This window comes from Pseudomonas sp. MCal1 (assembly GCF_026341415.1).
Classification (GTDB): Bacteria; Pseudomonadota; Gammaproteobacteria; order Pseudomonadales; family Pseudomonadaceae; genus Aquipseudomonas.
The window spans coordinates 51718-71984 of the sequence record NZ_JAKUMP010000022.1 but is presented as its reverse complement, the minus strand read 5'-3'; the positions used below and the strand labels follow the sequence as shown (position 1 = coordinate 71984).

Here is a 20267-nt window from a genome sequence, read left to right as displayed (position 1 = left end):
TGTTTGCTCGCACGAACATCATCAATCAAATCGGCGTTCTTGTTTGTGTGTTTCCCGAGATTCCGTGAAGAACCAAATGAAAGGGGCGTACACCGGGGGGCCGATGGTTGCGGGCAAAAGCCCGGTGATCGATCTACCCCAACGTCATGCCGGGGCCAGCCCCATCGTTCAAGCGCCAGAAAAAACCTAAGCCTCGCCCGCCGAAGCCACTGCCCTCACCTGCCCATGCTGGCGCGTGGTCACCAGCCCGATAAAGGAAATCGCCAGCGCCAGGCCAATGGTCGACGTCACTTCCAGACGATGCTCGGGGGTCACCATCATCACCGCGAGCGCGGCGCAGATGAACGCGATCACCCGCCGCTGCCGCAGTTGCTGGCCTGGGCGTCGCCTACCTGCCTGACTGCCTCACCCATGAGCACCTGGCAACGGGAGCACTGTTGCAGATCATGACAAACCATCCCCCACCGCCAGCAGGTGCCTACCTCCTCCGCCCGCCGGGGCCGCATCCCGCCCGGAAAATACGCGTGCACACCGAGCTGTTGATCGAGTTCTTCGGCGAATCTCCGCACCTGGCGGTGCAGCCGCTGTCACATCTGGAGGATGCGCTGGCACCTACCTGAACCAGGACAGGAGATGTGATTTGCTTCAACGCCCGCAACAGTCAATGCGCCGTACTGCATTCATCGCAGACACAACGGCGCTGATCCTGTTTTTCACAACCACCGGCATCATCAATGAACGATTCATTGCCGGCATGACGTGGGATCAGGTTCTTCATGCGCGCCTTGTAGGCGCCGTATTGATGGTGCCCGTCGCAAGACCTTACGGTCTGTGGCGGGACTGGGTGATGAAGCGAGCCAGCCCGCGTCGAGTTTCCAGACTGCTGTGGGACAGCTTCGCCCTCGTCAGTTTCCAGGTCCCCCTCTATGCAGCGATCATTGCCTCCAGTGGTGCATCGGGAGGTGAGCTGGTGCGCGGCACGCTCGGTGCGGCCTTGATGATGCTGGCGCTGGGGCGACCCTACGGGGCATTTCTCAACAGGGTACGCAAGGTGTTCGGCTTGCCTCCGGGTGGCGACAAGCCGATGTCGCTGAACAGTTGAACGACCGCCGGCTTCACCCCTTGCTCAGATCCACCAACGGTGCCTGCCGCACCTCAGTCTCCCGCCCGCCCTGAATCTCGCTCACCTGCTTCAAGGCCTTATCCACCGCCGCCTTATCCGCCAACAAGCTGTAGCTGATGCGGAACTGTTTGTGTTCCTTCGGCCCGATTGTCGGTACCAGGTTCAGTGGCCGCTGATAACGGCGGTTGTAGGAAAAACTCGTTCCCGGCTCCAGCCCGGTGACATAACCCTGACCTTGGGTATCGGTGTTCTTCCACAGGGAAAACACCGGCAATGTCTGCGTATTGAAGCCAACCGAAACGCCCAGACTGCCAGCCTTGTTATGCAACACGGTCAACGTATCGCCCTTGGCATCGGCATACGGCACCACGTTGTAAACCGTTTCGTCGTAGTCCTTGGTCGGTGCGCGGTAGGTTTGCCATTCAGCCAAATCGCCCTTGGCTTTGTCGTTGAACGGCGACACCTGTTTCACCGGCGCGGCGAAACGAGCGCCCTGCTCCAGGAACGGGGTGCTGAAGTTGCTGTGGTACAGCGCCTGGTACTCCTTCGGATAGTCGCCGTTGTTGGTCAGCGTGTCGTTGAGGGCGAACATTGCGCTGCCGGGTTCGGTGACCAGTTCGGTAGCGACGGAGAAGTCGACTTTCTTGAACGCCTGCTCTTTCAGTTCACCGCGCAGGGTGATGGCGTACGGTGGCGTTTCATCGATGTGCAGAGTGACTTTGTTCGCAGGAATGTTGGCGGCCCGGCCGTGCAGGGTCAGCAGTTCGCCGTTGTCGACGCCGGGGTGACCGACCCATTCGTACCCGCAGCGGGTCACCAACTCATTGAAACCCTCCAGCCAGCCCAGACCGCCGCGGCCATTGAGTTCGATGAAGGACGGATTGACCACTTCCTTGACCGGCGAATCCCAGCCCATGCGCACATTGCCGACCGAAGCCTGCAAGACGTTCATGCCCCGCGTCGGCACCACCGAGAGCTTCATCGTGCCGTTATCAATGTCGACAATGCTGACGCCCTCCTGCCGACCACCATGCAAGGTGCGCAGGCTGACGCTGAAAGGTTTGTCGGTTTTCACGCCAAGTTGCTGGCTGGTGATCTGCCAGTTCTGAGCGGCTTTGTCGGTGTCGATCAGAACGTAATCCCAGGCCATGGCGTGGGAAGCAGCGGACAGTGCGCTGAGGGCAACAACGAGTTTGAGCGGGGTCATGGGAGAAGCCTTTCTTGGAGTTGTGCCGTTTTTATAAACCTGCTGAAACGTTTCATCAAGCTTAAAAAGAGACGCGCGTCGGTAGGTGCCAAGAACGAATGGTGCGCACAGGAAAATTGAAATCGATGTGATCGGATTATTCAGGAGCTGCATGGAGCGTCTGATTTCGACATGGCGAGGGCGGCGTGTTTAAGCGTTTTCCGAAGGGTGTTTAGAAACGCCCGGCATTACTTCCCCACGGCTACAGCGTCTTGCGTCATTGCCTACGACTACGCCAGAATCCGCCGGCTTGTGCGTCTGGGGTGCGGGTTTTATCGTTTCCGGGTCACTGAAAAACAGTGATCGGGTTTGGTAGCCCGGATTACCTGTCGCATCGCAACACCAGATTGCAGGGACTCTTTCGTCCTCTGTTTTATGGTGGCCATGCGTAGGGCGTCTTCGGACGCGCCGGGTATCCAGGTGACCGGTCTACCAACCTCCGTATGGCCACCACCCTCGTTTGGTAGCGAGGCTGATGGCTCCACTTTCTCACCCTGGAGTTACATATATGTTCAAACCCACACCGAACCCACCGGAAACCGATCCGGTATCGCCCTATAAATTTCCCGATTCTCGAACCCTCAACGAAGCGGCCGAACGCGCGCTCGACCATTACCTCACCCCACAACAACGCATCATGGGCAGACACACCAGGCATGATCCCATGTACCTGGCCAACCCGGCCTACAACACTGAATCCCTCTTGGCCAACGCCAGTGAATCACTGGGCTCGGCCAGCGAAATGCTCAATAACTTTGCGGCCACGCTGGAGCCAGCCCATCGCAAGACTGCGATCGGGATTGCGCAGTTGGTGATGTTGAGTGAGTTGGCGGTGAATCAGGCGTTGGATCATGTTGAGGTGAAGACCTGAAAGCCAACCCCTTTGTCATGACTGATTGACAGGGGGCTTGAGAAAACGATGCCAGCCGAAGCTGCCACAGTAAATGGCAGCTATCGGCTGTGGATTCAACCGGCCGATGTAACACGACTAAAATAATCGTCCGGCGGACATACCTGCTTGATCCAAAAGATAAGGGCGGTGATGTCTGCTTAACTGCCTTGATTACGTTTCGCGTGCACAGCCCTGAGCGCTTACAGAGAATCTCAACTGCCAGCTTTTAGCACTTCAAGCATCGCCTCGGCAGCCAAGGTGTGGACTTTGCGGGTCGGGTGCCATTCATCCCAGTAGTAATGGGCATCTGGGTTTTGACACACCGGCTTGACGTCCGGATAGGTGACTTGGCAAGGGGTATCCAGATCCTTCAACCTCGCAACATCGGGTGCCGCACGAAGTTTGTTGCTGAAGGCCAGGTGGTCAAAGTAACTGATACTGACATCATGAGTATTAGCCAGCGCTGTCAGCACGGTTGGCAGTTTTTGTTCGAGTATCTGCTGGTATTTTGTTGCACTCTTGACTTGATTGCCCTGCACCACAGCTGGAACGTGACTCAAATCCGTGGTCCCCACGACCATTAAGTGCTTCGCGCCTGCTGCAATCAGCGCCTCGGTACTCTTCTGAATATTCGCCGTGCTTTTCTGGCTTAGCACTTCAATCGATTCTGGATGCGAGAAGTCGGCCCATTCAAAAAAGTCGTTGGCTGAGATGAAAATAAAATAGAGCGAATCCGGATCCGCTTTGTGTTTTTTAGCGGCTTTTAGATGATCGGCAATTTGGCCGAAAACGCCAGTGTCGCGAGATGGCTCCATCCAAGCATAGTAGTTGCCGTTGCCGCTCTTGGCACCGCCAATCGCGTAATCGGTCAAGGGTATTTTCAAGACGCGAGCCAAGTTCTCGACGGCGGTGGGGCCATTGCTCCAGCGCCCCTTCCAATACAACGAGCCGGGCAGCTCCTGGGCATCTTTGACCTTCTGCATGGCTAAGGTTCTAGTGAAGGCTTCACCCGCACCATTGTCAGAGTAGCTGTCACCGAAAGCATAGAGATGATTGTAGCTTTGGGCACCAAAGGCGGTTGATGCAGTCAGTGCCAAAAGAGCGGCCAAGCAGGCGAGTCGAGTCATTGATAGTCTCCCAGGTTGTAACCTCAGACTACCGGCGGCGAAGCTTTCACTTGTCACTGTTGCGACCTTTGTTTAGCCGAGCGCGTAATGAAAGTCCTGTTCGCGACAGATAGGAATCGGGTAAGTCCAGCAACGACAGGTGCAGTCTCAGGATAAAGCGGCCAGCAAATACACCTTGAGAAAAAATGAGAAAAATGGGACGAAAAAATGGGGACGCATCTATTTTCGCCCAAGCTGCTATTGAACAAAACGCTCATTCCAGCGAGGTCACCAAGCAGGTTTCGATGCCCTCCAACCTCTTGGGCCATTCGTTAATAAGTACGACTGCATCGTCACCTTGATTCAGGTAGATCAGGTAGTCACCTGTCTCGAAGGCAACTTGAAAGCCGACAAGCCAAACCTCTCCGCCCGCCACTTTATCGACAACACCTTGAACCGCTGTGATGATTTTGTCTTCGAGGAAGAGAGCTGATCTATTGCGAAGCAGATTTTCCCTACGCCACGAGCAAACGCTGGTGGCATCAAGTGTGAAGGATGTGGGAGGTTCCAGATCGGACTCATCAGCTCCAACACATTTACCATCGCTCAGCAGGTACATCGCAACATTCTGATGTTCGCCACACCGCCAGAGCAACGGCCCTACGTCAGACAGGCATTTTTCCTCGTTGAAGTAATATTGGTCATGCAATACCTCAGCAAGTCGCTGCCCCTGCAGCAGCTGCGCATTTCTCAAGTCATTCGCCATCCTCTCTCGGGAGGCGGTATAGCGGTTAGACACTGGGCTGTTCCCTATTTATTCGCAATCCAGGCTCTCGGAATCGCCTGACGTCGCCGACAAGATCGCATGATATCCGCCCTCTTCAGGAACATATGAAACGAACTGGTTACCCGCGACCTTTTGCAGCCAAAGACGCCCACAGTTCGTGCATTCATAAACATCCAACGACCGGTGGATGTGGAGGTTCGATAATCGGCTTGCCAGTTCGTCGGTCGCGCTCACCCAAGGTGCAAACTCACCGAACGCCCCGATGGCGTCGTCGCGCACCTGGGCGAACTGCGGGAAGCGCTGGCGGATCTGGGCAGCGTCGAGGACTTCGTGTTCGATGCCGTAGATCTGCGCCAGGGCGATGGTGCGCAGGGTGAAGTCGGTTTCGTCCGCGGGATCGAAGTCGGGGCTTGAGGTCAGCACCAGCAGGCCGGTCTGTTCGAACAGGGCCTCGCCCGACAGCGCTTCCAGTTCGCGCCAGATGCGGTGGGAGTTGCGCACGATGGGCACGTATTGCGCGCCCTCGCCCACGGACAGTCGGGTGATGCGGGTGTCGCCATGGCTGGAGCCGAATGTGTGCGGCGGATGGTGACGGTCGATGCCGACCACGTTGACCCCGGCTTTCGCCAGTTGATACACCGTGGCCGCGCCCATGGCGCCGAGGCCGATGACCAGTGCTTCGCATCGTTCCATGATTGATTTCCGCTCAGGCAAAAGAGCCACAGTGAAGCGGATCAGACGATGGAAAACAATCCGCTGAAAGCCGCGCTCAGGCAAAAATGCGAAAAGCCAAAAGCCGTGCGATTACCGGCCAGAGTCGTTTGTCCCGTCTTGCATCGCGGCATACCCTCTGACGCCAATAAAAACCATAAGAGAGAGTCCCGCCTTGATCCGTTTCTGCAAAACCTCGCTGTGCCTCGCCGTTCTGTCCTCGTTCGTTGCCACTGCCAGCCATGCCGCCGATGCGCCCTGGGTGGATAGCGCCGTGAGCGCGGTCAATCAGGATGTCATCGATCTGCGCCACACGATTCATCAGCATCCAGAGTTGGGCAATCTTGAGTTCAAGACTGCCGCGCTGGTGGCCGAGCGGCTGAAGGCGTCGAACATTGAAGTGCGCACCGGGGTCGGCAAGACGGGGGTTGTGGGAATTCTGAAAGGCGGATTGCCGGGGCCGGTCGTGGCGTTGCGCGCCGACATGGACGCCTTGCCGGTCAAGGAGATGACGAACCTGCCGTTCGCCAGCCAGGCCACCAGCACGCGGCTGGGCAAGAGTGTGCCGGTGATGCACGCCTGCGGGCACGACACCCACACCGCCATGTTGCTGGGCGCCGCGAAAGTGCTGGCCGAGCATCGCGATCAGGTGCGCGGGACGGTGGTGTTTCTGTTTCAGCCGGCCGAGGAAGGCGCGGCCGATGTCGATGAGTTCCAGACCGACACCCTGATCGGCGCACAGGCGATGATCCGCGATGGCGCACTCGATTCGCCCAAGGTCGAAGCGGTGTTCGGGGTGCATGTGATGGCGGGTTATCCGACCGGGCATCTGTTCTACAAATCCGGGACCGTGCTCAACAGCAGTGACTCGTTCCGCATCACGGTCAAGGGCCAGCAGACTCACGGCTCGGCGCCCTGGAGCGGTGTCGATCCGATTGTCGCCAGTCAAGGCATCATCAGTGGATTGCAGACGCTGGTCAGTCGGCGTGTCGATCTCACGCAGGGCATGGGCGTGATCAGTGTCGGCACGATCAACGGCGGTTCGGCGGCCAACATCATTCCCGAGACCGTGGAAATGACCGGGACCATTCGCACCAACAACGCCGACATCCGCGACACGATCCTGAAAAAGATGCCGCCGCTGGTGAACAGCATCGCCAGCGCCTACGAAACCCAGGCCAATCTGCTGCTGGTGAACAATGCGCCCGTGACCACCAACGATCCGGCCCTGACCGAAGCCATGATCCCGGCCCTCGAACTGGCAGCACCGGGCAAGGTCGAGCGCCTGCCCGCCTCCCTGTCACCGAGCGAGGACTTCTCCTACTACGCGCGCAAGGTGCCGGGGTTGTTCGTGTTCCTCGGCGCCACGCCGGAAGGCCAGGACATGAGCAAGGCGCCGAACAACCACAGCCCCTACTTCACCGCCGATGACGCAACACTGGCCACCGGGGTGAAGGCGCATGTGCAGTTTGTGCTGAATTATCCGGGGCGGGGTCAGCGGGGCTGATTGGCTTATGTGAAAAGGGGGGCGGATGTATTTTCGTAAATACATCCGCCCCCTTTGCTAGTGGTTGCTCACCACGTTGTTCTGTATCGAAAGGACACTTGGTAGTCGAATACCGCTGGTTCGATTTTGTGGGTAAACAATGGCTGTAATTTTGCTATCCAGTCATTCCGTACATCAAATCCGCCGTCATAAATCTCATTTTCCTCCAGCAGACCCAACGACTCGATGATTGAACCGTCATCACCGAGATCGACCGAGTACTCCTTTCCCTCAGCGAGCTCTGTTTTTTTGTCATACCAATTCAATCTGACTTTCAGTCCCATTCCAGCCTCATAGATACTTTTTAATGCTGCGGTTTTTCTTGGGAGGGGCAATCTGCTCACCTGTTAAATGATCAAAAGCCCCTAGATGGCTGCCATCACTTGCACGATAGGCTTCGAGTTCTCCGTGCTGTGAGTCCCATTCATAGATGTTTCTGCCTTTAGCATCCGTCCAGCGTTCTCGAAGACCGCCACCGCCCTGCTTTGGTGTTTTCTTCTTCGCTTCCTTCAAACCCGGGAATCCGACAATTTCTTCCGTTTCAGGTGCCGAATGGTAATCGTGGTCGGGGCTGGGAAGCTTCCTGCTGGAAACATTCAAGACAATGTACAGCGGCCGAACCCCGGAACTCGCCGGAAACACCAATATGAAATCCCAATACTCCGGCGGATAAACCGGATTCACCAGAATCCCCTCCGCCGCTTTCGTCGGCGGATACACCCAGATATGCGGCGCTTGCGGAGCAGCCTCCAGTGCCGGAATACCGAGGATGTCGGAACCGTCCACAGCAGGCGTCCAGATCAGCTCAACGCCTTCGCCAAGGTCTGCAATAAACCGGTTACCGCGTGCAGCGAACCGCACGACATCAACCATCTCCCAGTCGCGATTCTTGCCGGTATAGAAGCCGTAACCCTTTAGACTGCCATCGGCCTGCTGCTCAACGCGCAGGCGCACGCGGATTCGGGCCTGTTTGAGGGCGAGCAACTGGTCTTCGGTATAGAGGGCGCTGTCGCCCAGGTTCGACGGCATGAACATCGCCACCAGACCGAGCAACGGGCTGATGGCAGCAGAGGCCATCGCGGGCAATGCCTTGAACGCCTCACCGGTAAGGGCAAAAGCGCCCAGCCCCGCTGAAATTGCCGTGCCGCTGATTTTCTTGAGTGCAACGCCACCGCTGTCATCGGCCTCACGCCCACCGAGCAAAATCAGCTCGCCGTAATCCTTCAGGCTGTCAGTCGGCACCATTCCCGAAGGATTCGAGTAATCGATAATCGCGTCCGGCAGCTTGCACGACTTGGCAAACACGCAGCCGGCGCGCGCTGGCTCTGGCTTGTTCGCCGCCATCTCACGGCTGCGTTCGAAGGCGTCTTGCCGCGCCAGCATGGCGTCGTACTTGTCTTGTCGTGTTTGTTGATAGGCCAGTTCGGTGGCCGTCATGTAGCGGTAAGTGACGTGATGCCCGTCGCCCGCCGGTGGGTTGGGAACCCGGGGAATGTCCTTTTGACCAGCCACTGATTGTCCTTTCGTTCATGCATCGGCAGCCCCTCGCAAGGGGCTGCACGACGTTAACGAAGCAGGAAAATCGTGACTGTAGGACGTATCTCTAAAGACGTGGGGATTGTTCGACGTGAACGGATTGCATCTCGGCAACGACCGCCTCGATCACACACAGCGCGGTCGGCGACAAGCTTCTGCCCTGCAAACTCACCACGCCGATTTCGGAGTGAAACCCCGGCCTGTCGACAACATGAAGCTCGATCAAACGCCCCGCCCGAATATCTTCAGCCACAGCACCATGAATGACGCCGAGGATGGTGTCGGTTGAGCCAGCGACGGTCTTGAGCAACGCCACGTCATCACACTCCAGCACAATGGGCAGCGCCTGGCGGGTGGGGATGCCGAGGGTTCGGGCGGTCTCGAGTTTCACTACTTCCGGCAGGCGCGTCGTGGCGATGCCATAGCCTTCCAGGTCTCCCATCGCCACTTTACGCCCGGCCAGTGGGTGCTCCGGTCGTACGAAGAAACCTGCCGAGACCTGGCCCAGCGAACGGATCAGCAGGTCGGAGTCCGCCGTGAAGTTGCGAATGTCGGCAACGAAGAATTCGATCGCTTCAGCACGCAACCGCGCTTCGAGAATCTGCCAGTTGTTCACTTCCACCCGCAGCGTAACCGCCGGGTGATCCTGACGCAGTCGCGGCACCACTTGATGCATCAACATCGCAGCCGGGAACGGGCCGACGCCGAAGGCGAGGCTGCCCAGTTGGCGATCGCTGTAGAGCGCCATGTCCCGCTCCAGCGAGCGGGCATCGAACAGCAGCCGCCGCGCCCGCTCGATCAGAAACTCCCCTGCCGGCGTCGGGCGAACGTCGCCGCTATCGCGATCGAACAGCCGTTGCCCGGTTTCGCTCTCAAGCGCCTGAATGCTGCGGCTCAGGGCTGGCTGGCTGAGATGAACGCGTTCGGCCGCGCGGCCGAAATGGCGTTCATCGGCCAGTGCGAGAAGGTGTGAGAGTCGTTTGAGGTCCATTCGCGCGATGCTAGCGACGCATTATCCGGATGTAAACAATGCATTGGATACATCGCCGCCCTGCCCCTAGGCTGGAGCGCATTCGACCCTCGGAGAACAACAAGAATGAAACCGACCTTCTACACGATCATCGCCTTGGCGCTGCTGTCCCTCGCCGGCTGCGATAACAAACCCGGCGTCGCAGCCGGCGACGCCACGCCCGCCACGGCAGCGGTGATCCAGGCGTCGATCAAGGGCCTGGACCTCAGCGACAACCGCGACATGGAAGATGCCCAGCGCGGTTTTATCGCCCGCCCGACCGGCAAGATCCTCGGCACTGACGGCAATGCCCTGATCGATTTCGATGCGTACCGTTTCGTCGAAGGCCCGGCACCAGCTACCGTCAATCCGAGCCTGTGGCGGCACGCGATGCTCAATGCGCAGATCGGTCTGTTCAAGGTCCGCGATGGGATTTACCAGTTGCGCGGTTTCGACATCGCCAACATGACGCTGATCGACGGGCAAACCGGCTGGATCGTGGTCGACCCGCTGACCTCCCGGGAATCCGCCGCCGCAGCGCTGGCCTTCGCCCGTGAGCATCTGGGCAACAAGCCCGTCAGCGCGATCATTTTCACCCACGACCATGCCGACCATTTCGGCGGTGTGCTGGGCATCACCTCAAGCAGTGAAGTGGCCCAGCGCAATATTCCCATCGTCGCGCCGGCCGGATTCATGGAGGAAGCCACCAGCGAAAACATCCTGGCGGGCCCGGCGATGGCGCGGCGTTCGATGTATCAGTTCGGCAAGAACCTGACCCCGGGCGTGACCGGCATCGTCGACACGGGGCTGGGCAAGAACGTCGCCTACGGCAGCATGGGCATCCTGCCGCCGACGCAGATCATCGACCAGCCGGTCCAGCCGCTGGTACTCGACGGCGTCAGCTTCGTGTTCCACAACATGCCCGGCGCGGAAGCCCCGGCCGAGCTGACGTTTTCGATCCCCGCGCTCAAGGCGTATGGCGGTGCGGAGCTGCTGGCGCAGACCATGCACAACCTCTTGCCGATCCGTGGCGCCAAGGTGCGCGATGCGCTGCGCTGGTCCGAATACACGCAAATCGCCCTCGACGAACTGGGCGACACCGAGGTCTATTTCGGTCAGCACAACTGGCCGATCTGGGGCAACGAACGGATCCGCGAATTCATCACCAAGCACCGCGATGTCTACAAGTACCTGCACGACCAGACCGTGCGCCTGATGAACGCCGGCTACACGCCCAACGAGATCGCCGACAAGATCCAGCTGCCGGATTCGCTGGCCTCGTACTTCGGCACCCGCGGCTATTACGGCGACCTGCGCCACAACGTCAAGGCGATCTACCAGATGTATCTGGGCGCCTACGATGGCAACCCCGCGCACTTGAATCCGCTGGTGCCCAAGGAATCGGCAAAGCGCTACGTCGAATTGATGGGAGGTAACGCCAAGGTGGTCGAAGCCGCGCGCGTGGCCTATGACAAGGGCGAATATCGCTGGGTTGCCGAACTGCTGGACCAGGCTGTGCTCGCCAAACCGGACGACACCGCCGCCAAGGAACTGCTGGCCCGCGCGTACGAACAGATGGGCTATCAGGCGGAATCGGCGACCTGGCGCAACAGCTACCTGACCGCTGCCATGGAACTGCGCAACGGCCCGCCGACCAAGGGCGTCAAACGCTCCGACCTGATCGAACTGATGAAGCAGACGCCCACCGAACGCTTCCTCGAAGCCATGGCCGCAAGCCTCGACGGCCCGGCGGCAGATGGCAAGCACTGGACGTTCAATCTGGTGCTGACCGATACGAATGAATCGTTCGTGCTGTGGATCGAGAATGCCGTGCTGCACTATCGAAAAGGCCCGACCACGGCGAACGCCAACGCAACCCTGACCGTCACCAAGGACCTGTTCGTCCAGCTGCTGGGCGGCACCGCCGGGCTGAAAGAAACGCTCACCTCCGATGATCTGAAGGTGGATGGCAGCAAGGTCGATCTGGTGAGATTTCTGGGGTTGCTGGAAAAGGCACCGGGGAATTTTGCGATTGTCGCCCGGACAGGAAACTGACCCATCAAGGCCATCGATAGAAGAAGTACCAGGTCGATGGCCTCTGGACGGTTAGCCAAGCAAAATCCAATGAAAACCGGAGGCTCGGGCAAAGCTTTCCATTGAGTTGTTCAGCATCCTGCGCAGCCCGATCGCCGCGAAGCCATCCCGCGTATGGACGTAGAACTTTCACCCGAGCGAAACCCTGAATCCATCGTTTTCATCATTGATGATGACGCCCCCCTGCGCGAGGCCCTTGGCAGCCTGCTTCGCTCCATCGGCCTGCAGGTCGAGCTGTTCGGATCGGTCGCCGACTTCATGAAATACGAGCGACCTGACCTGCCCAGTTGCCTGGTGCTCGATGTTCGATTGCAAGGCACCAGCGGGCTGGTCTTTCAGCAGGCGCTCGCCGACGCCAAAATCCACCTGCCGATCATATTCATGACCGGGTACGGCGACATCGCCATGACGGTGCGCGCCATGAAAGCCGGTGCCGTCGACTTCCTGGAAAAACCGTTTCGCGAGCAGGCAATGATCGATGCCGTGGTCGCCGCGCATACGCGGGACAGGTCACACCGCGAGTGCGAACGCCGCCATCATGAATTGCGCACCCGCTATGGGGCACTAACGGTCAGAGAGCAGTCGGTAATGGGATTGGCCGTTTCGGGCTTGATGAACAAACAGATCGCCAGTGCCATCGGCTTGAGCGAGATCACCGTGAAAATTCACCGGAGCCAGGCCATGCGCAAGATGCGCGCGCAATCGTTCGCCGATCTGGTTCGAATGGCCGAAAGCCTGGGTATCAACCATTAGATGCAGCGCCCTTATCCAGCGCACATTGATAGTTGTTTATATACGTTGGTATGACTTCTCCATACACGGGCAGGATAAAACCAAACTTATGCAACATGGTTGATCCCTACGCCCAACAGTAAAATCCCTCCATCAAATGCAACGGCCGGCAAAGTCATTGACTTCGCGGTTTCCGTGCGCGTCGACATTTACCCACTCATTCACGAACCCAGGGATGGCTGATCAACATGTATGACTTTTTTGAAGACTCGTACCGCGTGCTGAAGTTGTCCCACGTATTACTGATCGGGGGTCTGGGCATGTTGATGGCGGGAGTCTTCCTGGCGTATGTGTTTGACGCTCACCTGGCCTTGCCCACGCTGGTCGGTGCCCACGGGATGACGATCCTCGGGCCGACCGCGATCAAGTTGGGCTACGTCATGCGCCTGATTGCGCATAACCGAATTCGCCTGGCCGCGCAGGAACATGGAGTTCCTCACTAAAAGTATTCGATTGATTTAGAACCTGTCTGGTTGCAACCCGGAAGTTCAATAACGAAATCCCACTACGACTCAGGATGATCACGATGAAAACTATTGGATTGGTATTGCCCGTTGCCATTGTTTCAGCCACCTGGATAGTTGCCACTCATGCATTCGGCGCAAGTTGCCTGCCCGACATGCCGGTGACCAACAGACAGGAAACCAGTACTCCGGATTCAGAGCTTTCATCGGTGCAACAGTACCGTGCCAGAAAGGCGCCGACCCAGATTGCCGAAGGGGGTTCGGATCGGCTGATGGAACGTCGAGTTGCCGAAGGCGGCTCCGACCGCCTGATCGAACGCCGCGTCGCCGAGGGCGGCTCCGACCGCCTGATCGAACGCCGCGTCGCCGAGGGCGGCTCCGACCGCCTGATCGAACGTCGTGTTGCCGAAGGCGGCTCCGACCGCCTGATCGAACGCCGTGTTGCCGAAGGCGGCTCCGACCGGCTGATCGAACGTCGCGTCGCCGAGGGCGGCTCCGACCGCCTGATCGAACGCCGGGTAGCCAGCAATCAGTACGATGCCGCGATGGACATGCGAATGCATTTTTCGATGGATTGATTGGCCGACTGCGTCGTCACTCCGGCAACCCCGCCAACCGCAAACCTTCGGCGAACCGGGCCACGTCTTCAGGCCGTTGAATGGGCAGCCACGCACTCAGGCTGGACACCCGCAAGGTCGGGTCCAGCTGGCGCACACGTTCCATGGTTTGCCCGGCTTTGTCGGTTCGCCCACTGAGCGCGTGGCTTGCGGCGATCAAGGCCGCCGCTGCCAGCAGACTGGGCAGGTTTCCCTGCGCTTTCTCGGCCCAGGAAGCCGAGAGCTCGAAGCGACCGGCGAAGAAGTGCGCCAGTGCCATCCCGACCTGCATGCGGAACATCTCCGGATCCAGCGGGCTCAGGCGCACGGCGTGCTCGAGGTTGGCAATGGCGGCCTCGGTTTCGCCCCGCAAGGCACGCAGGATGCCACCCAGATACCAGGCCGGCGCCAGGTTGGGGTTGAGCAGTCGAGCCCGATCGAGCAAGGCGATGCCACAATCGACATCCCCGGTCAGATGGGCGAGAGCATGACCGCAACGGGTCAGCGCCACGGCGTCATCGCGCCCCAGCTCCACACCCATTCGCGCCAGCCGCGCACCTTCGGCGATTTCCCGAGACCGATCGGTCATCCAGCCGTTGAGCTTGCGCCAAAAGTGGCACCACGCGGCCATGCCGTAGGCCGAGGCAAATTCCGGATCCAGCTCAATCGCCCGGTAGAACAGCGCCAATGACTGCTCGATCGCCGCTCGGGTGCCGATGTGCAGCTTGGCAGTCCCTCGCAGGTAGTAATCGTAGGCATCGAGGCTGTCGGTGGGCTTGCGCTTGGCCCGCTCGATTTCCGCGCGTTCGAGCTGTGGCGCAATGGCGCCCACAACGCTTTCGGCCACTTGATCCTGGAGCTCGAAAATATCGTCGAGCAGACCTTCGAAGCGTTCGGCACACAGGTGCGTTCCGCTGCAGGTGTCAATCAGCTGGCCGGTGATGCGGATCTTGTTGCCGCACTTGCGCACGCTGCCTTCCAGCACATAACGCACACCCAGTTCCTGACCGACGCCTCGTGCATCCACCGCCCTGCCCTTATAGGTGAAGCTGGAGTTGCGAGCGATGACGAACAACCAGCGCAGGCGTGACAACGCGGTGATGATGTCTTCGACGATGCCGTCGGCGAAGTAGTCCTGTTCGGGATCGCCGCTGAGGTTCTGGAATGGAAGGACGGTGATCGAAGGTTTTTCCGGCAGGACAAGTGTCGCGGCCACCTCGGGTTTCGCAGGTGCTTCTGGTGCGTCGACAGGACTGTCGCACGGGATGATTTCACCGACAAAGCGATAGCCCTTGCGCGGCACCGTGCGCACCAGGCGCTGCTGTTCACCACTGTCGCCGATAGCCTTGCGCACGGCGTTGATGTGGCTGGTGATGGTCGATTCGGAAACGATTCGGCCACTCCACACGGCACTCAATAGTTCGTCCTTGCTCACCACCCGCTCGCGGTTGCCGACCAGTACCAGCAACAAGTCGAAGACCTGCGGCCCGACAGTCACTACCTCCCCGCGCCAGGTCAGTTCCCGGCGCTGCTGGTCGAGCACGTAGTCTTCAAACACGAATTGCACGGTGGCTGTTCTCTGGTCTGGGCCCCCGACTCCGTATCCGAGCGGGCGATTGTCGTGCGCTCAATGATACGGCAGACCTTGAACCGCCGCACCGGTGTGCGCATTGGTCTACGCATCTGCCGACGGATTGGCCTGTCTGGACAAAAAACCAAGGCAAATCCAAGGTCACCACAAGGATTTGCCCGGGCGCCACAGGCATGCTCAACGCACATCGACAGCAATGGTTGCCGTCGGCAAGTGGAGAGTTGCCATGAAGATCGTCGTTATCGGAGGCACCGGCCTCATCGGATCGAAACTTGTGAACAATCTGCGCGAACGCGGCCACGATGCCCTCGCCGCCTCCCCCAACACCGGCATCAACAGCATCACCCGCGAAGGCCTGGCCGAAGCGATGGACGGTGCCCAGGTTGTGGTCGATGTGTCCAACGCGCCGTCGTGGGAAGACCAGGCCGTGCTCGATTTCTTCGAAACCTCCACCCGTAATCTGCTCGCTGCCGAAGACGCCGCCGGGGTTCGCCATCACGTGGCGCTGTCGATCGTCGGCAGTGAGCGCCTGCCCGCCAACGGTTACTTCCGCGCCAAGGTCGCGCAGGAGAATCTGATCAAGGCGTCCGGCATTCCGTACAGCCTGTTACGGGCCACGCAGTTCTTCGAATTTGTCGGCGGCATCGCCCAGGCCGCCACCGTCGGCGAGGAAGTGCGCCTGTCGCCGGCGTTGATCCAGCCCATGGCTTCTGACGATGTCGCGGCAGCGCTCACCGACGTGGCACTGGCCGCGCCGATCAACGGCACGCAGGAGATTGCCGGCCCCGAAGCCATGCCGCTCGACGAGTTGGTCCGGCGCTTTTTCCGCGCCACCCTCGACACCCGCAAAGTGATCCCGGACGTTCACGCCCGCTACTTCGGCGATGTGCTCGACGACCAGTCGCTCACCCCCGGCAGCAGCAACCCGCGCCTGGGCCCGACGCGCTTCGAAGACTGGCTGGCGAAATCGACCCAGCGCTGAAACACCCCCATCCGCTTAGAAGGAGTATCGCCATGTTCAGCCGAATCCTGCTGGCCGCCACGTTTGCGGCCGTTTCGATTTCCTCCGCCTCGGCCGCCGAGCCGCAGGCCGGCAAGGTCACCGTGGTGTTCGACCGCACCCTGCCCAACGTTCCGGGCAAATCCATGAGGGGCGTGCTGGTGGAATACGCGCCCGGTGGATCTTCGCCGGCGCACTTTCATCCCAAGTCCGCGTTCATTTACGCCACGGTGCTTGAGGGTGCGGTGCGCAGCAAGGTCGGCGACGGGCCGGAGAAGGTCTACAAGGCCGGGGAAAACTTCGTCGAACAACCGGGTGATTTCCACGCGGTGAGCGCCAATGCCAGCACCACCGAACCGTCCCGTCTGCTGGCGGTGTTCGTGCTCGACAGCAGCGAGACCGACCTGGTCAAACCGGTCAAGCCGTAGCCGATCCATTTGCCGATGCACCTCCGGCAGTCCGGCCGCCGGAGAGTACCGCGACGAGGGGCGTCCAAGGTCGGCGCGGCAAAACATGCCCGATCAAAACATTGATCTTTCCCCCCACACCCAGTAAAAAACCGTCTTCCCTTTTCGCACTTGCAAGGAGCAGCGGATGCTTGAGCTCACCACGCAACGCCTGGACCTGCGCACGATGGTCGAAGCCGACTGGCCGCTGTTCCTCAGGCTGCATTCCGAGCCGCAAACCATGCAGTACGTGTTCGGTGAAATCGCCGAGGACCAGGTTCGCAAAGGCTTCGAGCATCGGCTTCCGGCCTGGGGGCCGCAGTCGGATCACTGGTTGTGTCTGGTGGTGACCGACAGGGCCAGCGGGCAGGAACTGGGCGTGACCGGGTTTCGCATCCTGTCGCCGGGGCGTGCCGAGGTGGGTTGTCTGCTGTTGCCCGAACATCAGGGCAAAGGCTTTGGCACCGAGTCGCGGAAGGCGATCATCGACTACGCCGCCGCCATCGGCCTGGACTCGCTGGAGTCGACCGTGACCGACGGTAATATCGCGTCCTGCAAGGTTTTGGAGAAATGCGGTTTTGTATTCGAGCGCCGCGTGCCGCAGGCCTATCAGATTGGCGATCGCTGGTTTGACGACCTGATCTACCGCTATCAAATCAGCTGACCCCGTTTTATCAGCGACCGCCAAGGAGGCCCTCGTCGTGAATCCTTATCAATGCCTGCCACCCCGCGCGTTCTGGCGCACCGCCGTGGCGGACAAGCCCGCGCTGAACATCGATCAACTGTGGACGCCGCAATTCGAGATCGGCAACAAGGACGCCATCGTCACCGCCGGTTCGTGTTTCGCTCAGCACATCGGCCGGGCGCTGGTGGAACGCGGCATGAACTGGCTGGATGCAGAACCGGCCCCGGCCGGACTGGCCGAAACCGACTGGAAGGCCCACAACTACGGGGTTTTCTCGTTTCGCACCGGCAATCTGTACACCCCGGCGATGCTCTGCCAATGGCTCGAATGGGCGCTGGGCGTGAGCCTGCCGCCCGACGAAACCTGGGCCCATGACGGGCGTTTCTTCGACCCGTTCCGCCCTGCCGTGGAGCCCGACGGTTTTGCCAGCGAGGACGCGCTGTTCGCATCGCGCCAAGCCACCCTCGATGCGATCCGCACAGCCCTGCGCCGGGCCAAAGTGTTCGTGTTTACCCTCGGCCTGACCGAAGCCTGGCAAAACCGTCAGACCGGTCTGGTGTACCCCGTGTGCCCCGGCACCGTGCGGGGGACCTTCGATCCGCAGCTGCACCGCTTCTGCAATTTCGGCTTCATGGACACCTATGGCGAGATGGTCAGGGCACTGGAGTTGATGCGTTCGATCAACCCGCAACTGCGCGTGCTGCTCACCGTGTCACCGGTGCCCCTGACAGCGACCGCCACGGGTGAGCATGTGCTGAGCGCCACCACCTATTCCAAATCGGTCCTGCGCGCTGTCGCCGGGCAGCTATGTGAAGACCTGTGCGACGTCGACTATTTCCCCTCCTACGAAATCATCACCGGCACACCGTTCAACGGCGCGTTCTACCAGCCCAACCAGCGTGAGGTCACACCCGAAGGCGTGGCATTCGTCATGCAGCAGTTTTTCGCCGGACTCGATGCCGTTCAACCGGTGCAGACGCCGGTCATCGTGCCCTCCACCTGCATGCCCAGCGAGGAGCTTGTCTGTGAAGACGCCGTGCTCGATTACTACGCCTAGGTTTCTGCTGCTGGGCGATTCCCATGCCGGGGTCATCGGCAAGGCGGCACAGGCCCGTGAGCTGCCTTTCAGCGGCGGCCCGCTGGGCACCGGCCGGGATTTCGCGGTGGACTTTTTCAGCCTGACCCGCCATGACGTGGTGTTTCGCGAGGCCGAGATGGAGCGCCTGTATCGCCAGGCCCTTGAACCGTTCGAAGTGCCGCAACTGGCGAAGGTCGGGGTGCCGCTGGTCAGCACCATCGGCCTGAGCCTGCACTACCTCGCCACCGCGCCGAACTGGACGTGCTACCAGACGCCGGACTGCGAATTCGATGAAGGTTTTCTCGCCGGGCCGTTGTTCGAATCCATCGTCGACACCCTGTCCCGGCCTGCGCTGGCGTTCTATGAGCAGGCCCGGGCGATGAACCTCAAAGTGTTCGCCGTGCTGCCACCGCAGCGGGTGCCGGAGTTGTCCGACTCGCGGGTGTTCATGGCCGCGCAGGCGCTACTGATCGAGCGTCTGCAAGGGCTCGGCATCGAGCTGATCGACGTGCGCGCCGCAGCGAATGATGAACAGGGTTTTCAGCTTCCGGCGTACTGCGAAGTGGATGACCCGCTGCACGGGAACCTGGCGTTTGGCGAGCTGATCGTCGAGCAACTGCTCAAACGAGGAATTTAGACCCGGACCTGTGGGAGCGAGCTTGCTCGCTCCCACAGGGGGTCATCACGCCTTGGGCTGCGTCCCCAGAATCGTCACCCGCTCGCCATACCGCGAATGCGGGAAATAATCCCAGACCGCATGGTGCTGGGTGCAACGGTTGTCCCAGAACACCAACGTATTCGGCGCCCAGCGCACGCGACAGCTCAGGACCGGCTCCCGCGCCACCAGATCGAAAAGCATGTTCAACAGCATCTGACTTTCGCCGCCGGATAACTGGACGATGTGCGACGTGAACCCGGAATTGACGAACAGCGTTTTGCGCCCGGTTTCCGGGTGGCGAACCACCACCGGGTGTTCGTTTTTCGGCAGGTTGGCCGGCGCTTCATAACCCTTCCACGGAATTGCGCCGTCGTGGATCGCGGTCAATTCGCCGAGAAACTGCTGCATCGTCGGCGACAGCATTTCCAGCGCCAGGTGCATGTTGGCGAACAGCGTATCGCCGCCCGTGCCGATGGCCGGGGTTTCCTTGACGTACAGCATCGAGCCCATGGACGGCGCCAGGTCGGCGGTGCCGTCGGTGTGCCAGGTTTCACCGGCCACGTAGCGCGATTGCGCATTGGCGCGGATCACCACCAGCTCCGGGTCATCGCCGTCGATGTCTTCCACCGGCAGCGCCCGCAGCTCACCAAACAGTCGGCCAAACGCCTTGTGCTCGTCCACCGTCAGGTGCTGGTCGCGGAACACCACCACGTGGTTCTCCAGAAAGGCCCGGCGGATTTCCGCGAGTTGCTCGTTGCTCAGCGGTTGCGAAAGATCGACGCCGCCAATCTCGGCGCCGATGATCGGCGTGATCCGCTCGACCGTGATGTGCCGATAAGGCGCACGCTGTTCTGCGGCGATGCGCTCGATTGCCTTGAGTGCCAACTGATCCATGTTCCCTCACCTT

General features: G+C 60.0%; 21 protein-coding genes and 3 pseudogenes. 14 read left to right on the top strand and 10 right to left on the bottom strand.

Annotation, left to right across the window (positions count from 1 at the left end):
* Positions 1 to 190, top strand: a 190-nt coding sequence (locus MKZ87_RS27725; RefSeq protein WP_266202190.1) for a hypothetical protein, incomplete at its 5' end; no start/stop codon positions are given.
* On the opposite strand, the pseudogene MKZ87_RS27720 reads toward MKZ87_RS27725, so the two are convergent.
* Positions 187 to 354, bottom strand: a pseudogene (locus tag MKZ87_RS27720) (GABA permease); the annotation flags it as partial. The gene MKZ87_RS27725 and the pseudogene MKZ87_RS27720 sit on opposite strands and share 4 nt — an antisense overlap.
* A 5-nt stretch (positions 355 to 359) precedes the next feature.
* On the opposite strand from MKZ87_RS27720, the pseudogene MKZ87_RS27715 reads away from it, so the two are divergent.
* Both MKZ87_RS27715 and alaE read left to right on the top strand, forming a co-directional pair.
* Positions 360 to 620 (top strand): annotated as a pseudogene (locus MKZ87_RS27715) (LysR family transcriptional regulator); the annotation flags it as partial.
* Between the two features lie 20 nt (positions 621 to 640).
* Positions 641 to 1102 (top strand): L-alanine exporter AlaE, encoded by a 462-nt coding sequence (gene alaE / locus MKZ87_RS27710; RefSeq protein ID WP_234204914.1) that lies wholly within the window; start codon positions 641 to 643, stop codon positions 1100 to 1102.
* Between the two features lie 13 nt (positions 1103 to 1115).
* Here alaE and MKZ87_RS27705 read toward each other — a convergent pair whose 3' ends face one another.
* Positions 1116 to 2330 (bottom strand): aldose 1-epimerase family protein, encoded by a 1215-nt coding sequence (locus tag MKZ87_RS27705; protein ID WP_266202189.1) that lies wholly within the window; start codon positions 2328 to 2330, stop codon positions 1116 to 1118.
* Between the two features lie 547 nt (positions 2331 to 2877).
* Here MKZ87_RS27705 and MKZ87_RS27700 point away from each other — a divergent pair.
* Positions 2878 to 3240 (top strand): DUF6124 family protein, encoded by a 363-nt coding sequence (locus tag MKZ87_RS27700; protein WP_266202188.1) that lies wholly within the window; start codon positions 2878 to 2880, stop codon positions 3238 to 3240.
* A 233-nt stretch (positions 3241 to 3473) separates the two neighbouring features.
* On the opposite strand, the gene MKZ87_RS27695 is transcribed toward MKZ87_RS27700, so the two are convergent.
* The 3 genes and pseudogenes from MKZ87_RS27695 to MKZ87_RS27685 all read right to left on the bottom strand — a co-directional run.
* Positions 3474 to 4388: an SGNH/GDSL hydrolase family protein gene (locus MKZ87_RS27695; RefSeq protein ID WP_266202187.1), complete on the bottom strand. Its 915-nt coding sequence runs from the start codon at positions 4386 to 4388 to the stop codon at positions 3474 to 3476.
* Between the two features lie 253 nt (positions 4389 to 4641).
* Positions 4642 to 5166, bottom strand: coding sequence for a hypothetical protein (locus MKZ87_RS27690; protein ID WP_266202186.1), 525 nt, complete (start codon positions 5164 to 5166; stop codon positions 4642 to 4644).
* Between the two features lie 240 nt (positions 5167 to 5406).
* A pseudogene (locus MKZ87_RS27685) lies at positions 5407 to 5847 on the bottom strand (FAD-dependent oxidoreductase); the annotation flags it as partial.
* Between the two features lie 193 nt (positions 5848 to 6040).
* On the opposite strand from MKZ87_RS27685, the gene MKZ87_RS27680 reads away from it, so the two are divergent.
* Positions 6041 to 7372, top strand: a complete 1332-nt coding sequence (locus tag MKZ87_RS27680; protein WP_266202184.1) for an amidohydrolase — start codon at positions 6041 to 6043, stop codon at positions 7370 to 7372.
* 68 nt (positions 7373 to 7440) lie between these two features.
* Here the strand turns inward: MKZ87_RS27680 and MKZ87_RS27675 are convergent, their stop codons facing one another.
* The 3 genes from MKZ87_RS27675 to MKZ87_RS27665 form a co-directional block, all read right to left on the bottom strand.
* Positions 7441 to 7695 (bottom strand): colicin E3-like toxin immunity protein, encoded by a 255-nt coding sequence (locus tag MKZ87_RS27675; RefSeq protein ID WP_007958170.1) that lies wholly within the window; start codon positions 7693 to 7695, stop codon positions 7441 to 7443.
* Between the two features lie 7 nt (positions 7696 to 7702).
* Positions 7703 to 8923: a colicin E3/pyocin S6 family cytotoxin gene (locus MKZ87_RS27670; protein ID WP_266202183.1), complete on the bottom strand. Its 1221-nt coding sequence runs from the start codon at positions 8921 to 8923 to the stop codon at positions 7703 to 7705.
* A 91-nt stretch (positions 8924 to 9014) separates the two neighbouring features.
* The gene (locus MKZ87_RS27665; RefSeq protein ID WP_266202182.1) at positions 9015 to 9938 is read right to left on the bottom strand and encodes a LysR family transcriptional regulator; all 924 of its coding nucleotides are present in this window, start codon (positions 9936 to 9938) and stop codon (positions 9015 to 9017) included.
* A gap of 105 nt (positions 9939 to 10043) precedes the next feature.
* On the opposite strand from MKZ87_RS27665, the gene MKZ87_RS27660 reads away from it, so the two are divergent.
* The 4 genes from MKZ87_RS27660 (at position 10044) to MKZ87_RS27645 (ending at position 13884) form a co-directional block, all read left to right on the top strand.
* Entirely contained in the window at positions 10044 to 12011 is a 1968-nt protein-coding gene (locus tag MKZ87_RS27660; protein ID WP_266202181.1) for an alkyl/aryl-sulfatase, read from the top strand.
* Positions 12012 to 12164: 153 nt separating this feature from the next.
* Entirely contained in the window at positions 12165 to 12803 is a 639-nt protein-coding gene (locus MKZ87_RS27655) for a response regulator transcription factor (RefSeq protein ID WP_085700374.1), read from the top strand.
* 227 nt (positions 12804 to 13030) lie between these two features.
* Positions 13031 to 13285 (top strand): transmembrane sensor/regulator PpyR, encoded by a 255-nt coding sequence (locus MKZ87_RS27650; protein ID WP_085700375.1) that lies wholly within the window; start codon positions 13031 to 13033, stop codon positions 13283 to 13285.
* Between the two features lie 74 nt (positions 13286 to 13359).
* The gene (locus MKZ87_RS27645; RefSeq protein ID WP_266202180.1) at positions 13360 to 13884 is read left to right on the top strand and encodes a phage infection protein; all 525 of its coding nucleotides are present in this window, start codon (positions 13360 to 13362) and stop codon (positions 13882 to 13884) included.
* 16 nt (positions 13885 to 13900) lie between these two features.
* Here MKZ87_RS27645 and MKZ87_RS27640 read toward each other — a convergent pair whose 3' ends face one another.
* Positions 13901 to 15469 (bottom strand): winged helix-turn-helix domain-containing tetratricopeptide repeat protein, encoded by a 1569-nt coding sequence (locus MKZ87_RS27640; protein ID WP_266202179.1) that lies wholly within the window; start codon positions 15467 to 15469, stop codon positions 13901 to 13903.
* A gap of 250 nt (positions 15470 to 15719) precedes the next feature.
* Between MKZ87_RS27640 and MKZ87_RS27635 the strand changes: the two genes are divergently transcribed.
* The 5 genes from MKZ87_RS27635 to MKZ87_RS27615 all read left to right on the top strand — a co-directional run bounded on the left by MKZ87_RS27635 (position 15720) and on the right by MKZ87_RS27615 (position 19339).
* Complete coding sequence (locus MKZ87_RS27635; protein ID WP_266202178.1) at positions 15720 to 16475, top strand: SDR family oxidoreductase; 756 nt, start codon at positions 15720 to 15722, stop codon at positions 16473 to 16475.
* Between the two features lie 32 nt (positions 16476 to 16507).
* Positions 16508 to 16921: a cupin domain-containing protein gene (locus tag MKZ87_RS27630; protein WP_085700379.1), complete on the top strand. Its 414-nt coding sequence runs from the start codon at positions 16508 to 16510 to the stop codon at positions 16919 to 16921.
* 166 nt (positions 16922 to 17087) lie between these two features.
* Entirely contained in the window at positions 17088 to 17603 is a 516-nt protein-coding gene (locus tag MKZ87_RS27625; protein ID WP_085703692.1) for a GNAT family N-acetyltransferase, read from the top strand.
* Between the two features lie 37 nt (positions 17604 to 17640).
* Positions 17641 to 18681, top strand: a complete 1041-nt coding sequence (locus MKZ87_RS27620; protein WP_085703691.1) for a GSCFA domain-containing protein — start codon at positions 17641 to 17643, stop codon at positions 18679 to 18681.
* Positions 18650 to 19339 carry a hypothetical protein gene (locus MKZ87_RS27615; RefSeq protein WP_176247753.1) on the top strand — a complete coding sequence of 230 codons (690 nt, stop codon included), beginning with the start codon at positions 18650 to 18652 and terminating at the stop codon, positions 19337 to 19339. Before MKZ87_RS27620 ends, MKZ87_RS27615 begins: the two co-directional genes overlap by 32 nt.
* A 45-nt stretch (positions 19340 to 19384) precedes the next feature.
* Here the strand turns inward: MKZ87_RS27615 and MKZ87_RS27610 are convergent, their stop codons facing one another.
* On the bottom strand, positions 19385 to 20254 hold the full coding sequence (locus MKZ87_RS27610) for a TauD/TfdA dioxygenase family protein (RefSeq protein ID WP_085703690.1): 870 nt from the start codon (positions 20252 to 20254) through the stop codon (positions 19385 to 19387).
* Positions 20255 to 20267 lie beyond the last annotated feature (13 nt).

Bases quoted from the DNA above. Each gene is read 5' to 3' on its own strand.
- MKZ87_RS27705 (WP_266202189.1), bottom strand. From the start codon at position 2,330: ATGACCCCGCTCAAACTCGTTGTTGCCCTCAGCGCACTGTCCGCTGCT.
- MKZ87_RS27700 (WP_266202188.1), top strand. From the start codon at position 2,878: ATGTTCAAACCCACACCGAACCCACCGGAAACCGATCCGGTATCGCCC.
- MKZ87_RS27695 (WP_266202187.1), bottom strand. From the start codon at position 4,388: ATGACTCGACTCGCCTGCTTGGCCGCTCTTTTGGCACTGACTGCATCA.
- MKZ87_RS27675 (WP_007958170.1), bottom strand. From the start codon at position 7,695: ATGGGACTGAAAGTCAGATTGAATTGGTATGACAAAAAAACAGAGCTC.
- MKZ87_RS27665 (WP_266202182.1), bottom strand. From the start codon at position 9,938: ATGGACCTCAAACGACTCTCACACCTTCTCGCACTGGCCGATGAACGC.
- MKZ87_RS27660 (WP_266202181.1), top strand. From the start codon at position 10,044: ATGAAACCGACCTTCTACACGATCATCGCCTTGGCGCTGCTGTCCCTC.
- MKZ87_RS27655 (WP_085700374.1), top strand. From the start codon at position 12,165: ATGGACGTAGAACTTTCACCCGAGCGAAACCCTGAATCCATCGTTTTC.
- MKZ87_RS27650 (WP_085700375.1), top strand. From the start codon at position 13,031: ATGTATGACTTTTTTGAAGACTCGTACCGCGTGCTGAAGTTGTCCCAC.
- MKZ87_RS27645 (WP_266202180.1), top strand. From the start codon at position 13,360: ATGATCACGATGAAAACTATTGGATTGGTATTGCCCGTTGCCATTGTT.
- MKZ87_RS27635 (WP_266202178.1), top strand. From the start codon at position 15,720: ATGAAGATCGTCGTTATCGGAGGCACCGGCCTCATCGGATCGAAACTT.
- MKZ87_RS27630 (WP_085700379.1), top strand. From the start codon at position 16,508: ATGTTCAGCCGAATCCTGCTGGCCGCCACGTTTGCGGCCGTTTCGATT.
- MKZ87_RS27625 (WP_085703692.1), top strand. From the start codon at position 17,088: ATGCTTGAGCTCACCACGCAACGCCTGGACCTGCGCACGATGGTCGAA.
- MKZ87_RS27610 (WP_085703690.1), bottom strand. From the start codon at position 20,254: ATGGATCAGTTGGCACTCAAGGCAATCGAGCGCATCGCCGCAGAACAG.